Consider the following 14,027-nt stretch of genomic DNA (forward strand, 5'->3'; position numbering starts at 1 on the left):
AAAACATGGACGCTTCGCGCATTTCCTTCTCCTTGATCGACTGGTCGTCGTCAGGAGTCCAGCAGACGTCCGGCCACGAGGGCAACCAATTTGTTGTCCGCCCGGGACCCGCCTGATCCAGCGCCCCCGTACGGCATCGCGGGGGAGTGCGTCGCGATCGTGAGCGGTCGCGGGTTGCCTTGACACCGGCGTCAGGGTTCTACCGTGGCCGCAACCGATCGGAGGAATGGCCATGAAGTTCGCCGTCAGCTACAACACCGCCTTCTACGGTGCCGACCCCGGCAGGATCGCGGCCTACGCGCGGCACGCCGAGGACTGCGGCTTCGAGGCGCTGTACCTGCCCGAGCACATCGCGCTGTATCCCGGCGCCATGTTCGGGTCCATGCGGCTCCCGCCGTCGCTGCCGTACGCCGATCCGCTCGACTGCCTGAGCTTCGTGGCCGCCGCCACGAAGCGGATCCTGCTCGGAACGGCGGTGCTGCTGCTGCCGTACCACCACCCGGTGGTCCTCGCCAAGCGCCTGGCGACCGTCGACGTGCTGTCCGGGGGACGGATGCGGCTGCTGACCGTGGGGCTCGGCACCCTGCCGGGCGAGGCTCGGGCGGTGGGGGTCGACTTCGCCACCCGAGGCCGTCGTGCCGACGAGGCGATCGACGTGATGCGGCTGCTCTGGGCCGGTGGCGAGGACGGCGTCGGCTTCGCCGGGGAGTTCTTCTCCTTCGACGACCTGTGCGTCTTCCCCAAGCCCCGCGGGGTCACCCACCTGCCGATCCACGTCGGCGGATCGAGCCGGGCCGCCGCCCGCCGCGCCGGGCGGCGTGGCGACGGTTACTTTCCCGGCGGCGCGCTCAGCCCGGACGAGCGCGCCCTGCAGATGGATCTCGCCCGGGCCGCCGCCGTCGAGGCCGGTCGCGGCCCGGAAGCGCTGGAGTACACGCGGTGGGGGTCGATCGACATGACCGCAGAGCAGGTCGAGGTACTCGCCGCGCAGGGAGTGACCCGTCTCGTCGTGAACCCCACCACCGCCGAGCCGGACGGGCAACGCGAGGAGATGTCCGCGTTCGCCCAGCGGTTCGCCCTCCTCGACCATCTCCCCGCCTAGCCCGGCCTCCCGGCTCCTCACGCGGCCGGTACCGCTGCCTCAGGTCTGGTGGACCGTCACCCCACGCTCGCCGGGCCGGTCGTCCGGGCGGGCACCGTTCGCCCGGAGGGCTCGCGGCAGGGAGAACAGCAGCAGGCCGCCACCGGCCGCGATGACCACGAAGACCATGGGCAGCCCGAAGGTCTCGGTGAGGGGACCCACGACGATCGGCGCGCTGATCGTCCCGACCCTCGCCAGGGTGGAGACGATGGAGGCCGTCGTCGCGGGGGCGATACCGTGCCGTACCGACATCTGGTCGGCCGCCCCGTAGAGCAGCGGGAAGACCGGCCCGGCGCCCAGACCGGCGAGGGCGATGGCGGCGAGCGCCCACCACACCGGCCCCCCGGCGACGGAGGTCAGCAGTCCGGCGAGCATGGCCAGGGTGATCGTCGCGCTGGAGACGGCGCCCACGACCACGACGCCGACCCGCTCGCTGACCGTGTCGAGGACCAGCCGGGACGCCACCACGCCGACCGTGAACGCCAGCGTCCCCGCCGCCGCGACCCCGGTCTCCGCCTGGAATCCCCGGCTGAGGAGCAGGCCCGTCCACTCCTGGCCGGGGCCCTCGACGTAGCTGACGGCGAGGGCGGCCACCCCCAGCACCAGCAGGACGGAGCGCAGGCGCCTCCGGTCCGGGACGCGCGTTCCGGTGTCCGGCTCGGGACCGGCCGTCTCCGGCCCGCTCCGGCGCCACCGGGCGGTCAGCACGGTGAGCTGCAGGACGAACGCGGCCGACGCGACCACGGCGACGTGGACACCGATCGGCACCTTGAGGGCGGCCGCGGCGACCCCCAGGACACCGGCCACGGCCATGGACAGCGACCACGTCGCGTGCACCCGCCCCATGATGGACGTCTCGGTGCTCTGCTGGACGCGTACCGAGAAGGCGTTCATGGAGACGTCGTGAACGCCGTCGACGAACCCCATCAGGAACAGCGCCGTCCCGAGCAGGACCAGCTCGGGCGCCCAGGCCACCGAGGTCGCCAGCAGGGCGTACCCGCACCCGGCCGCCGCCGTCGCCCCCACCTCGCCGAACCTCCTGACCAGCAGCGGGGCGGCCACCGAGCCGATCATCCCGCCGAGGGCCGCGGCGAACAGCACCACCCCGAACGTGACCTCACTCGCCCCGACCCGGTCCGCGATTTCCGGATATCTAGTGAGCAAACTGCCATACAGTGCACCATTGACCGCGAACGCCAAAGAAGGCTTTAACCAGACAGGAATATAATAACGCCGCATTATTCTCCTCGCTCGTACGAACCCGGGCATCTTATAGGTATAAGAAGTCGAGCCATAAAGCGTGGAGTGCCGCGTTCCCGCTGTTTCCGTATTCACGACCGAAGGCGGCTGCCCGGAGAATTCACGGGAAATTCAGTATTTCCGTCCGCCGCCCCGGACGGCCCGGCGGAGGTACGAAGGGTCAAGCGACAAAGGCGGTCGTGTCCACCGAGGAAAATCCCGCGGACCTGGAGCTGGTCTGCGGTTGTCCGGGCTCTCGGGACGGCCGCTGATCGCCGGTTCCGGTAATTCCGTGAAGGTCGCTCCACGCCAGGTCGGCAGCGCGATCATCGCCTTCTTCGAAATCGGGGGAGAGGGCGGTGGTCAGTGACGGCGGGCTGTGATGATCCAGGCACGCGAGTCGAAGTACACGCCGTCGCCGGTGTCGTGGGCGGCGAGGGTGGCGCGTAGCCGCCCGCGTGCTCGCCCGGCGCTCGAGGTGTCGAGGGTGGCGAGCAGGTCCCCGTACTCCCGCAGGCGGAGCACGTTGTCGAAGGCGGTGGCGGTGTCGGGCCCGTAGAAGACGGGCTCGTGCACGTCGGTGAAGCCGACCCGCGTGAAACCCGCCGCCGCCAGGACGCCTTGCGCGACGGCCGGATCGGCGAGTGAGAACGGGCCCGGACCACCGGCGGGCGCGGCCGTCGCGGCGGTGAGGCTCCGGCGGATCGCGGAGGCCCACTCGTTGCGGTCGCGATCCTGCCAGACCAGCAGCACGAGGCGCGCTCCGGGACGCAGGGCGTGCCCGATATTGGTGAACGCGGCGACCGGGTCGGCGAAGAACATCGCTCCGAACCTGCTGATACAGAGGTCGAAACGCGGCGCCGGGAAGCGGTGCACCTGAGCGTCCGCCCGCTGGTAGGTGATGTTGGACAGTCCCTGGTCGTCACTGAGCCGACGAGCCCGTTCGAGCATCGGCGCGGAGAGGTCGACACCCACCGCGCTTCCGGCGACGGCGGCGCGGGCGGCCTCGCGGGTGGACTGCCCCGTCCCGCAGCCGATGTCGAGTACGCGGTCGCGCGGGCCGACGCGGGCGGCGGCACGGAAGAGTTCGTTGTGCGGGCGCAACTCCGCGTCGTAGTCGAACAGGCCGGTCTGCCCGGTCCCGTGCCCACCACCGTGCGGTGGCCCGGGAACGCGGTCTCCGCGTAGGTCGAACAGGCCGGTCTGCCCGGTTCCGTGCCCACCACCGTACGGTGGCCCGGGAACGCGGTCTCCGTGTAGGTCGAACAGGCCAGTTTGTCTGGTTTCGTGCCCGCCCTCGGCAGGCTCGGTCCGGGTATCCCGCTGATTGGACATCACCGTCACCGGATCCTCTCAATACCGACGTGGTGCCTCAAAGCGCTACCGGGCCCTTCGCTGGCTGATCCAGAGAGGGGCCCGGTCAGCATGTCCGCCACCTCTTTGGGGCGGCTGAGCGCGACGCAGTGGCCGCCCGCGATCTCGTCGGGGACGATGCCCAGGCGCTCGGGCACCAGCCGACGGAAGAAGCCGGGCGGGAAGAAGCGGTCCTCGCCGCAGAGCACGAACCTCGTCGGCACGTCCGGCCACGCGTCCAACGGCCACGGAGCGGACGTCGCGGTCCTGGACGGATGGTCGTTCTCCCTGCCCATCGCCTCCTCGGCCAGCTCCCGGGGTACGTCGTGGTAGAAGCTCACGAATGGATCCGCGTTGCCGGTCAAACCGCCGTCGCGCCCGGCCTGCTCCTCCACCGCGCTGCGGTAGCCGGTGTTCGCCCACCACTCGTCCGGCGACTCACCCGGTGACGGGATCATGCCTGCCAGGAGGACCAGCGCGTCGACGGGCAGCCGGTCGGCGACCAACGTGGCGGTGAACGCGCCGAACGAGTGGCCCACGACGACCAGGTCCCGCCTGTCGCCGACGGCCTCGACCACGGCGTCGGCGTAGTCCGTCAGGGTCTTCGACTCGTCACCACCCGGAAGGTCGGGAGCCAGCGCGTCGTGCCCGCGCGCCCGTAGCTCGGCCTCCACCAGGTGCCAGGACCATCCGACGTCCCCTCCGCCGTGGATCAACACGAACGTGCTCACCGGACTCTCCCTTGATCGTTGGAACGTGGAGCGCATGACGGTGACCGCGAGCACCGCGGCCGGTGCCACGAGCCGAACGCCCGCGACAGGGACGGTGGTCACTGTCATGTCGGCCACGCTAGGAGCCAACGAGCATCGTGAAAAGCGATTGTTTCGAATCAACTCGATCGCTGGAAGCGATGACCGGAAGTAGGCTGGGACCCGTGACCGATCTCGAACTGAGGCACCTGGCCGCGATGGCCGCCGTCGTCGAGGAGGGCTCGTTCGGACGGGCGGCGGCCCGCCTCGGCTACACCCAGTCGACCGTGAGCCAGCAGATCGCCGCGCTGGAGAGGTCCGTCGGCGGCCCGGTGTTCGACCGGCCGGGCGGGCCCAGAGCCGTAAGGATCACACCGCTCGGCGCCGTCGTCCTGGAGCACGGACGCGAGCTGCTGGCGAAGGCGGCGGCCCTGGCCGGGGCCGTGGACCGGTTCCGGGCCGGTGACGGCCGGATCGACATCGGCACTTTCCAGAGCGTGTCCACGGTGATCCTGCCGGTCGTCGTACGCCAGCTGCGCGACGAGCACCCCGGCTGCGAGATCCGGCTGTCCGAGGAGGAGCCGGAGGCGCCGCAGATCGGCGATCTCGACCTGCTGTTCTACGACGGCCCCCTCGACGGCGACGTCGAGTACGTCAAGCTGCTCGACGATCCGTACCTGCTGGTGGCCGGGCGCGGCGCCTTCTCCGGGCCTTCTGTCCCGCTGGACCGGCTCGACGGCGCGCCGCTGGTGGCCTGGCCGTCGACCTGCGACCAGCCCAGGGTGGAGGAGGCGTTCACCCGCGCCGGTGTGACCCCGAAGATCGTCTTTCGTACGGCGGGCAACGAGACGCTGCTGTCGATGGTGCGAGCCGGGATGGGATCGGCGGTGCTGCCGTGGCTCGCCGTCCACGCCGCCGACGCCGGGTCCGACGACCGGCTCCGCGTCCACGAGCTGCGACCGGCCATCCCCCCGCGCGAGGTCCGCCTGTACTGGCGGGCCGGCCGCACCCACTCTCCCCTGGCGGCGCGAGCGATCGAGATCGCCGTCGAGGCCGCGTCCGGCCTGGCCGGTGAGCCGGCCCTGAAGCGCTCCGGCCCGGCCGCGTAGGCGGGGGTCACTCGACACCCGGACCGGACTTGGGTCGCCGGTGGGGGCCGATCCGGGACCGGCGATCTGAGGCGCCGGACGAACCGTGGCGGGCGCGGGTGCTTCGGCGGGGCCGGGGGCCGCTGGCGGGAGATCGCGACCCCCGGCGACGAACACTCGCGGTGTTCAGCCAGAGATCGGCGTGTAGGTGAGGACCGTGACACCGGAGGTGAAGGTGGTGGTGTCGACGAGCTTCAGGCCGGTGACGCTTTCGGGGCGGAACAGCGGCTCGCCCTGGCCCTTGAGGACGGGGTAGATCCAGATCCGGTACTCGTCGAGCAGCCCGGCCGTGGCCAGGTGGTCGGTGAGGCGGCCGTTGCCCCAGATGAGGATGTCGCCGCCGTCCTGCTCCTTGATCTTGGTGATCTCGGTGGTGAGGTCATCGCCCGGGACGACGACGGTGGGGTTCCACGCGGCGGTGTCGACCGGCTGGGAGGTCACCACGTACTTGGTCATGGCGTTGACGTGGTCGGAGTAGGGGTTGCCGCCCATGTTCGGCCAGGCCTGAGCCATGCCCTCGTAGGTGGTGCGGCCCAGCAGCAGCGCGTCGCAGCCGGTGGTCAGGGCCAGGGCGTAGGCCATGGCGTCCTCGCTGTTGTGGCTCATGGACCACTCGTGCGGGTTGTCGATGAAGCCGTCGAGGGTGGTGTAGGTGGAAGCGATGATCTTTCGCATGATGTCTCCTGAAAGTGGGTGCGGGTAAGGGCGGGGGTGCGGTCAGGCGGCTGCGCGCGTCCGGCGCCAGGGGGAGCTGTCGACGAAGTGGGTGTCGAAGCGCTCCTGGGCCGCCAGCAGGTTCTGGCGGTCGGCGCGGCCCTGACGGACGCTTTCCAGCAGACGGAAGTAGGCGAATCGCTCCACACCCGGGGTGATCACGATCAGCGCGTCGGCACCTGTCCCGGGAGCGGCCGCGAAGGCGTGGACGGTGTGCGGCGGGACCACGAGGATGCCGCCGGTCTCGACCTCCACCACCTCCTCGCCCGCCAGGACCTGCAGCCGCCCGTCCAGGACGAAGAACAACTCGGCCGAGCCTCGGTGGTAGTGCGGGGTCGCGCCGTCCCTGCCTCGCCCAGGGTGGTACGGCTGACTCCCAGCAGGCCACCGGTGGCCGACGCGTCGGCCAGCAGCGCGATGGTGTCCGGCCCGGCGCCGAGGATCTCCGCGTCTCGCGGGTGGATCACCAGGGGGCCGAACCCCGGCCGCTCCTCCGGAGGCGTCCCCGGCGGGTGTGTTTCGCTCATGCCGGAGATGATTACACGTCTGATAGTACGCCGTCAAACTATACGGTGACGCCTGTATTTGACCTCGAACTACAATGGGGGTATGAGCGCCGCAAACAAGCATGACGACACCTCACCCGGCACGAGCGCGAACGATCCGGAAGACGCCCAGGACGCGGTGGACGCGGTGGTCGCCTCCTGGCGGCGGGAACGCCCGGACCTGGACCTCGCCGCGATCGCGGTGGCCGGACGGCTGGGCCGGGTGAACCTGCTCCTGGGCCCCGCCCAGGAGCAGGTGTTCACCGAGGTCGGCCTGCAACGCGGTGAGTTCGACGTCCTGGCGGCGCTGCGCCGCTCGGGCGCTCCGTACACCCTCAGCCCCTCACGCCTGTCCGACCTGCTGATGCTCTCCCGGGCGGGGATGACCAACCGGCTGGACCGGCTGGAGTCCGCCGGAATGGTCGAACGCTCCCTGGACCGCGCCGACCGGCGCAGCTTCCAGATCCGCCTCACCGAACAGGGCTACGCCACCGTCGACGCCGCCATGACGCGGCACACCGCCAACGTCACCGCCCTGCTGTCCGGCCTCACCCCCCGGGAACTGACCACCCTGGACGCCCTGGCGCGCAAACTCCTGCACCACCTGACCACCCCCGACCGATGAGGCCCGGCAACGAGCGGGAAACCCCGAACCGCGTTCAGGTCCGGCCCGGGGTTTCAGGCGTCCGCCGTGTTCCGGTGGCATCCCACGTGTACACGAGACGACCACCGCTCAGGCGAGATCAGCCGGTGGGCGTGCCGAACCAGCGGGAGAGGTGGTCGTCCAGGTCCTGCTGGTCGTCGCCGATCCAGGCGACGTGGCCGTCGGGACGCAGCAGGACGCACGGAACATCCAGCGCCGCGGTGGGATCCGCGAGGTGGTCGACCCGGCCGGACCAGCCGCCGACGGTCAGGCGTTCGGTGCGGTCCAGCAGCAGGCCCCGGCCGCGACGCAGCAGATCGTAGAGGTGGCCCTGCTTCACGTCGATGTCGCGCATGCGGCGGCCGAGCAGGTCGGGGCCCTCGCCGAAGTCGTAGCGGATGCCGATCGCGGTGATCTTCTCGATCAGGTGGCGGTTCACCTCGTCGAAGTCCATCAGTTCGGTGAGCAGCCTGCGCACGGCCCGCGGACCCGGTTCGGCGGACAGCAGCTCCGACTGGGCGCGGGTGTTGTCCAGCACCTCCTCGGCGACCGGACGGCGTTCGGCCTGGTAGGTGTCCAGCAGCGTTTCCGGCGCCCAGCCGAGGATCTGCGCGGCCAGTTTCCAGCCGAGGTTGAACGCGTCCTGAACGCCCAGGTTGAGACCCTGCCCGCCGATGGGCGGATGGATGTGCGCCGCGTCGCCGGCCAGCAGCACCCGCCCGACCCGATAGCGTTCGGCCAGCCGGGTGGCATCCCCGAAGCGGGACAGCCAGCGCGGGGAGTGCACGCCGAAATCGGTTCCGGCGATGGTGCGCAACCCCTGTTTGAAATCGTCGAGGGTGGGCGGTTCCGCGCGGTCGCCGACTCCCGAGGCGGGGACCAGGACGCTGTAGAACCCTTCGCCGAAGGGCCGGAGCCAGAATCGCCGATGGGTCTCGCCGACTTCGGCCACCTTGGCGGCGATCTCCTCCTGCGGCACCCCCACTTTCATCTCGCCCATGAGCGTGTCGGCCCGTGAGGGCTCGCCGGGGAAGCCGACGCCGAGCAGTTTGCGCACCGTGCTGCGCGCGCCGTCACAGCCGACGAGGTAGCGCGACCGCAGTCGTTCCCCGTCGGACAGCTCGACGGTCACCCCCTCGTCGTCCTGCTCGAAACCGGTGACCGCGCGACCGCGCCGTACCTCCGCACCCAGCTCGAGCGCGTGCTCTTCGAGCATGCGCTCGATGACCGGCTGCGGGATACCCAGCAGATAGGCGTACGCGGAATCCAGGCCCCTGGGCACGGGTTTGGGGATGGCGGCGAAGAAACCGGCGGCCGGACGCTGTCTTCCGTGCCGGAGAACGCGGTCCAGCAGCCCGCGCATCGCCATCAGTTCGAGACTGCGAATGTGCAGGCCGACTATGCGGATGAACGACGCGGGCTCGGTTTCCTTCTCCAGGATGAGCACCCGTACATCGTGCAGCCGTAGTTCGGCGGCGAGCATCGCGCCGGTCGGCCCGCACCCGGCGATGATCACATCGAAGACGAGAGGCGCGCGATCGGCGCCGGAGACCGGCGACCGGAGAGCTCCGGGGACGTCGCCCGCCGCGGAGTCGTGCTCGCCCCTGTCGTCCGACGGCGGCTCGGCGGTGACCTGCTGAGAGTGCATAGGTGTTGCCTTTCGGGAGTGCCTTGTGGTTGAGGCGCTCCCGGCGACACCTACGTCAATCGCCCGACCATGACGGCGAGGGGGAGCACCCACATCGATGCAGCGTTCATGGGTCTCACCTCCTCGGGCGGTGTCACGGTCAACCGCAAGCTACAAGCCCGAGCGTCATCCCGTCCATTCCTTTTCCAGCCACGTGATCACGACTTCAAACGGGCCCGTACGGTCACGGTCCGGGGTTACCCGGTGAGCGAAGGGCCGTCGTCGTGTACCCCACCCGGGGCCCGCGTCATTCGGCGTCGGCCTCGTGCTCCCGCGCCTCGTCGGCGACCGCGAAGACCCGGTCGAAATGCCGCAGCGCCTCGATGGCCCGTGCCGGATCGAGGCAGGTCGCGAAGGCGTCGAGGCTGAAGGTGCCCTCGGTGGCCGCCGCGACCGCGTCGTAGAGCGGCTGGATGTCGCCCTTGAAGTACGCTTCGCACAGCTGCTCGTCGCTTATCCCCGCGTACCCCACGAGCTTCTCGATCGCCTGGCGTTGCGGGCCGTACTGGTCCTCGCTGCGGACGGCCTCCCCGCCGAGCGCGGCCACCGGGTAGCGGGTCAGGTACTCGGTGAGTCCCTCGTTGAACCAGTGGCCGAGGACCTGCCCCACCGTCGGGTCGGAGAACCAGTGGATGGCCTCGTGGTACTCCGTACCGGTGCCGAGCTGGTCCCGCTGGATGAAGATGTGACCGTCGACCGAGAGGCCGGGCGTGCCGAGACCGGCGTTGAACAGGATCTCATTGGCCGTCCGCGCGGTTTCGATCTCCTCCGCCTCGCCCGGCATCCTGTCGAGGACGAAGACCGCGCCCATCTCCTCGGAGGTGACGTAGTGCAGCTGGTCGCCCGTCAGCCTGCGGTCCGCCAGGTAACGTGCGAAGTAGTCGTCGCCGATCAGAACCTCCATGATCCTCTCGGCGGTGATCTCCTGAGCGACACCCTGCTCCAGCGCCCTGTCGGCATGCGAGCGGTCGGAGCCCCAGACGAGTTCACCCGGGACCAGCACAGCCTGCCTGCCGCCCTCGGCGTCCACCTCGACGATCGCGCTGAACGGCGCCAGCTGGCCGGAGAACCCGAGCGTCGACGAGTGGGTCCCCGGCAGGGTGTAGGTCCCGGCGGGGACGGTGACGAGGGAGTCGTCTGTCACCCGTGCCGAATCGAACGCGCTCAACTTCAAGCCCGACACCGGCTGCGCAAGCGTGATCTCGGTCATCGCGTCCAGTTCCCGGCGCTTGCCGAGCCAGAACTCCTGAAGATCGGCCTCGCCCTGCTGGACGAGGTCCTCGATCTCCGTGACCGTCTCCTGGTAGTCGTTGTCGGCCAGATCCGCGCGGCGGACGAGGATCGGCGGGTCCGCCCCGTACGCGGATTCGGCGTAGACCAGCAACTGGCCGTCGGCGCGCGTTTGCCGGTCACGGACAGGGGTGTACATCACGCGCGGCGTTCCGGTCAGGGACTCCTTCTTCTCTCCTGCCGTGCCGGAGCCGTCCGTGGTCCAGTAGGTCACCTTTCCCCGCGCCGGGCGCCAGCCGAGCCTGACCGCCGACGGCTGTACGGCGGAGGTCAGGTGCCCGCCGAACTCGCCGATGGACTGGCGCCTGGTCCACCGCAACTCCTCCTGCCCCTCGCGGTCACTCGTCGACGGGTCGTCTCGTGATCGCGTGCCGCCATCACCCCTGTCTCCCTTGTCCTCCGGGTTGTCGCCGCCGACGTCCTGAACGGGCTCGCGCCCGGAGGTGTCGTCAAGGTCGGCAGGTGGCGGCGAATCGCTCTTTTTTCGACGTATCGATCCTTTTTTATTCGTTCCCATGCGAGCTCCTTGATGTCGGCGCACCTGACCCCATGAGAACCGAAGCCACGCCGCGCAAAAAGGCCTACGGGTCGGCGGCCCCGACGCAAACCCGGTGCCACGCGCACGCGGGGTTGGCAGCGGCCGGCGCTGGTACCTCGCCCCCTGGCCCGCGGGTCGTACCGGCTCGACACCGTACGAGGCAACCAGCCTGCGGCAGGGTGAGGCGGAGTGTCAGGCCGGGTCGTGTTCGCGCCGCGCGGTGATGTGCCCGGTCAGGTTCTCCCAGTTGCCGGACCCGATCGCCACCTTTTCCTCGTGGGTGAAGGGTGCCTGTTCGAGGAACGAGCGGGCGACCCCGTTGGAGGTGTCGAGGAAGGGGAATCCGCCGGGCCGGGTCCCGAAGGTGTAGGGGTAGTCGGTTGAGTACATCATGCGCTCGGTTCCGACGACCTCCGACGTCCACCTCATGTAGCGCTCGCTGACCGTGCCGCTGCCGCAGACCCAGAAGTTCCGCGTGAAGTAGTCGGCGAGCGGGCGCTCCAGCCTGGCGTTGTGCGCCATGACCCCGGTGTGGTCGAGGTAGAACAGGACGACCTCGCCCCAGTGTCCCGCGATCACCTGTAGTCCGGGGTGCCGGTCGAAAACGCCGGAGAAGATCATCCGTAGATACTGGACACCCAGGTCGTAGTACCAGCCCAGGCCCGCCGTCGCGAGCCCCATCCCGGTGCTGCGTGCCAGCCCGGCTCCGTCGTCGAAGCCCGAGTAGTAGGCCTTGAGAACCTCGGGGACCGGAGTCTGGGGATGGAAGTGCAATGGCACCCGGAGGCGCTCGGCCGTGGCGTACAGGTCGTCGAACTCCGGGGCGTCGGCCAGTTTGTCCCCCGTGCGTCCGTACAGCATCGCGCCGGGGAGGCCGAGCCGGGTCACCGCGCGTTCCAGTTCGGCCGCGGCGGCCTCGGGCGCCGCGGTGGGGATGGCGGCGAAGGCCTGGAACCGGTCGGGCCGCCCGGCGACGATCTCGGCCAGCGTGTCGTTGACCTCGCGGGCCACGCTGACGGCGTCCTCGGGCGCGAGGTTGTGCACGCCCGGTGAGGCCAGGGACAGGACCGCGACGTCGATGCCCTGGTCGTCCATGTCGGCGAGACGCGCCTCCCCGAAGTCCCGCAGCCGCCGCGCGAAGGGCTCGTCGCCGAAGCCGAGCTGCGGGATTCGCGGCACGCCCGCCCTGGCCCACGCGTCGAGCAGCGCGGGCGGGGCGATGTGTTCCTCAAGTGCCACGATCTTCATCTTGTCCGGCATCTCGTACCCCTTCACCCTGCTGTTTCCATTGGAATCGCTACTACCGTATCACTGGAACTATCAGTGGAAACACAGGTACGGTATCGTTGGAAAATGACATCGAGCTCACCCGGCGGGGACGCCGTCGAATCCGACAGCGCGGCCCTGGGCCGCGAGCGGCTCCGGCAGCGGATCGTCGAGGCCGCCGCCGGTCTGCTGGCGGGCGAGGGCCGCGACGCGGTCACCACTCGCGCGGTCGCGGTCGCGGCGGGAGTGCAGCCACCGGCCATCTACCGCCTCTTCGGCGACAAGGACGGGCTGCTCGACGCGGTGGCCGAGTACGGCTTCGCCAGCTTTCTCAGGACCAAGCACATCGCCCCCGACCCGGGGCACCCCGTCGAGGACCTGAGGGCCGGCTGGGACCTGGCGGTCGAGTTCGGCCTGGCCAATCCCGAGCTGTACACGCTGATGTACAGCGAGCCCACGAAAGAGACGTCGGCCGCTTTCAAGGTCGGCATGGAGACCCTGATGGGCCGCATCCGGCGCCTCGCCGTCGGCGGCTGGCTCCGCGTCGACGAGGAGCTCGCGGTCACACTCATCCACGCCACCGCGCGCGGTGCCGTGCTCACCTGGCTGACCCTGCCGGAAGACCGGCGCGACCCGGCCCTGCTGACCACTCTCCGGGAATCCATGATCGCCGCCGTGACCAACCGGGAGCCCGCCGTACGGGACTCGGGCCCGGCAGGCGCGGCCCGCGCCCTGCGTGCCGCGCTGCCCGAACAGACGACCCTCAGCGGCGCGGAACAGCGCCTGCTGACGGAGTGGCTGGACCGCCTCGCCGCCGACGGCTGAGACACCGTTCCCGCACGTCAGAGCAACGGGGCCGTGTGGTCCGCGGCCTCATTGGATCGGCCCTCAGCCGAGCTGTTGGGCCAGGCCGACGATGATCCCCTCGGGGCCGCGGACGTAGCAGAGCCGGTAGCTGTCCTCGTAGCGCGCCAGCTCGCCGACGAGTTCGGCTCCGTGGGTACGCAGGCGGGCGACGACGTCCTCGATGTCGTCGACGGCGAACATGATGCGACGAATGCCCAGTGTGTTCGCCGGTGCGTCCTTCGGCTCGGTGCTGATCGCCTTCGGCGTGTGGAACATCGCCAGCTCGACCCGGCCGTGGCCGTCCGGAGTCCGCAGCATCGCGACCTCCTGCCGGACGTCGTCGATCCCGATGACACGCTCCACCCAACGTCCCTCGATCGGCGCCCTGCCCTCCAGCTCCATGCCGAGTTCGACGAAGAACGAAACAACGGCGTCAAGGTCGTCGACAACGATGAGGACGTTGTCCATCCGCTGGATCGTCATGCTGGGCCTCCCTGGTATGGCACGGCCACGGCGGCCGTGTCCGCCCCTGGGACGAAGCCGCCAGGCCGTTCTCGACATCCGCCACAGCGACCCACTAGTGACGCGGGCGGCGTGGAACAGGGCGGGGACCCGCTCACGACCGCGTGTGAGCTGGCCCCTCGGTGTGCCCCGCCTGGCGGAACGGGATCTCCGTCCCCCGAATCGGCTCGCCCATGCCCGCGCACCGCCGCCCGGCTCGTCTCTGGCATCGCGAGCCGGACGTGACGGGTCGATGACCGACACTGTGCCGCCTTCGTCTCGTAGGTATTTGGGCCGGTAGCGGGCGGGCATTTCTGCACAGACCGCGGGCGGGGTGAGGCGCTTTCCTTAGGGCGTCGGCCCGACG

The 14,027-nt window shown here is 70.0% G+C and carries 13 protein-coding genes; 4 read left to right on the forward strand and 9 right to left on the reverse strand.

What is annotated here, in order from left to right:
- Positions 1–232: 232 nt before the first annotated feature.
- Positions 233–1,102, forward strand: a complete 870-nt coding sequence (locus ACW9TB_RS37815) for a TIGR03619 family F420-dependent LLM class oxidoreductase (RefSeq protein WP_472752932.1) — start codon at positions 233–235, stop codon at positions 1,100–1,102.
- Positions 1,103–1,141: 39 nt separating this feature from the next.
- On the opposite strand, the gene ACW9TB_RS37820 is transcribed toward ACW9TB_RS37815, so the two are convergent.
- The 3 genes from ACW9TB_RS37820 to ACW9TB_RS37830 form a co-directional block, all read right to left on the reverse strand.
- Complete coding sequence (locus tag ACW9TB_RS37820) at positions 1,142–2,410, reverse strand: MFS transporter (RefSeq protein WP_472752933.1); 1,269 nt, start codon at positions 2,408–2,410, stop codon at positions 1,142–1,144.
- A 333-nt stretch (positions 2,411–2,743) separates the two neighbouring features.
- Entirely contained in the window at positions 2,744–3,484 is a 741-nt protein-coding gene (locus ACW9TB_RS37825; RefSeq protein WP_472752934.1) for a class I SAM-dependent methyltransferase, read from the reverse strand.
- Between the two features lie 236 nt (positions 3,485–3,720).
- Positions 3,721–4,572 (reverse strand): alpha/beta hydrolase, encoded by an 852-nt coding sequence (locus ACW9TB_RS37830; protein ID WP_472752935.1) that lies wholly within the window; start codon positions 4,570–4,572, stop codon positions 3,721–3,723.
- 95 nt (positions 4,573–4,667) lie between these two features.
- Here ACW9TB_RS37830 and ACW9TB_RS37835 point away from each other — a divergent pair, with 95 nt between their 5' ends.
- A complete protein-coding gene (locus tag ACW9TB_RS37835) occupies positions 4,668–5,591 on the forward strand; it encodes a LysR family transcriptional regulator (RefSeq protein ID WP_472752936.1) in 924 nt (307 codons plus the stop codon).
- Between the two features lie 165 nt (positions 5,592–5,756).
- On the opposite strand, the gene ACW9TB_RS37840 is transcribed toward ACW9TB_RS37835, so the two are convergent.
- Both ACW9TB_RS37840 and ACW9TB_RS37845 read right to left on the reverse strand, forming a co-directional pair.
- Positions 5,757–6,305: a dihydrofolate reductase family protein gene (locus ACW9TB_RS37840; RefSeq protein WP_472752937.1), complete on the reverse strand. Its 549-nt coding sequence runs from the start codon at positions 6,303–6,305 to the stop codon at positions 5,757–5,759.
- 42 nt (positions 6,306–6,347) lie between these two features.
- A complete protein-coding gene (locus ACW9TB_RS37845; protein WP_472752938.1) occupies positions 6,348–6,974 on the reverse strand; it encodes a cupin domain-containing protein in 627 nt (208 codons plus the stop codon).
- Between ACW9TB_RS37845 and ACW9TB_RS37850 the strand changes: the two genes are divergently transcribed.
- Positions 6,954–7,514 (forward strand): MarR family winged helix-turn-helix transcriptional regulator, encoded by a 561-nt coding sequence (locus ACW9TB_RS37850; protein WP_472752939.1) that lies wholly within the window; start codon positions 6,954–6,956, stop codon positions 7,512–7,514. The two genes, ACW9TB_RS37845 and ACW9TB_RS37850, sit on opposite strands and share 21 nt — an antisense overlap.
- A 118-nt stretch (positions 7,515–7,632) precedes the next feature.
- On the opposite strand, the gene rox is transcribed toward ACW9TB_RS37850, so the two are convergent.
- The 3 genes from rox to ACW9TB_RS37865 form a co-directional block, all read right to left on the reverse strand.
- Positions 7,633–9,180 carry a rifampin monooxygenase gene (rox, locus tag ACW9TB_RS37855; protein WP_472752940.1) on the reverse strand — a complete coding sequence of 516 codons (1,548 nt, stop codon included), beginning with the start codon at positions 9,178–9,180 and terminating at the stop codon, positions 7,633–7,635.
- 286 nt (positions 9,181–9,466) lie between these two features.
- Positions 9,467–10,828 (reverse strand): hypothetical protein, encoded by a 1,362-nt coding sequence (locus tag ACW9TB_RS37860; protein WP_472752941.1) that lies wholly within the window; start codon positions 10,826–10,828, stop codon positions 9,467–9,469.
- 411 nt (positions 10,829–11,239) lie between these two features.
- Positions 11,240–12,307, reverse strand: a complete 1,068-nt coding sequence (locus ACW9TB_RS37865) for an amidohydrolase family protein (RefSeq protein ID WP_472752942.1) — start codon at positions 12,305–12,307, stop codon at positions 11,240–11,242.
- Between the two features lie 93 nt (positions 12,308–12,400).
- Here ACW9TB_RS37865 and ACW9TB_RS37870 point away from each other — a divergent pair, with 93 nt between their 5' ends.
- Positions 12,401–13,138 (forward strand): TetR/AcrR family transcriptional regulator, encoded by a 738-nt coding sequence (locus ACW9TB_RS37870; RefSeq protein WP_472752943.1) that lies wholly within the window; start codon positions 12,401–12,403, stop codon positions 13,136–13,138.
- Positions 13,139–13,201: 63 nt separating this feature from the next.
- Here the strand turns inward: ACW9TB_RS37870 and ACW9TB_RS37875 are convergent, their stop codons facing one another.
- A complete protein-coding gene (locus ACW9TB_RS37875) occupies positions 13,202–13,627 on the reverse strand; it encodes a VOC family protein (protein ID WP_472752944.1) in 426 nt (141 codons plus the stop codon).
- Between the last annotated feature and the right edge of the window lie 400 nt (positions 13,628–14,027).

The sequence above is a fragment of the Streptosporangium sp. H13245 genome (assembly GCF_055690525.1).

Bases quoted from the DNA above. Each gene is read 5' to 3' on its own strand.
- ACW9TB_RS37845 (WP_472752938.1), bottom strand. From the start codon at position 6,974: ATGCTTGTTTGCGGCGCTCATACCCCCATTGTAGTTCGAGGTCAAATA.
- ACW9TB_RS37875 (WP_472752944.1), bottom strand. From the start codon at position 13,627: ATGGACAACGTCCTCATCGTTGTCGACGACCTTGACGCCGTTGTTTCG.
- ACW9TB_RS37830 (WP_472752935.1), bottom strand. From the start codon at position 4,572: ATGACAGTGACCACCGTCCCTGTCGCGGGCGTTCGGCTCGTGGCACCG.
- ACW9TB_RS37865 (WP_472752942.1), bottom strand. From the start codon at position 12,307: ATGCCGGACAAGATGAAGATCGTGGCACTTGAGGAACACATCGCCCCG.
- ACW9TB_RS37850 (WP_472752939.1), top strand. From the start codon at position 6,954: ATGAGCGCCGCAAACAAGCATGACGACACCTCACCCGGCACGAGCGCG.
- ACW9TB_RS37870 (WP_472752943.1), top strand. From the start codon at position 12,401: ATGACATCGAGCTCACCCGGCGGGGACGCCGTCGAATCCGACAGCGCG.
- ACW9TB_RS37820 (WP_472752933.1), bottom strand. From the start codon at position 2,410: ATGCCCGGGTTCGTACGAGCGAGGAGAATAATGCGGCGTTATTATATT.
- ACW9TB_RS37840 (WP_472752937.1), bottom strand. From the start codon at position 6,305: ATGCGAAAGATCATCGCTTCCACCTACACCACCCTCGACGGCTTCATC.
- ACW9TB_RS37815 (WP_472752932.1), top strand. From the start codon at position 233: ATGAAGTTCGCCGTCAGCTACAACACCGCCTTCTACGGTGCCGACCCC.
- rox (WP_472752940.1), bottom strand. From the start codon at position 9,180: ATGCACTCTCAGCAGGTCACCGCCGAGCCGCCGTCGGACGACAGGGGC.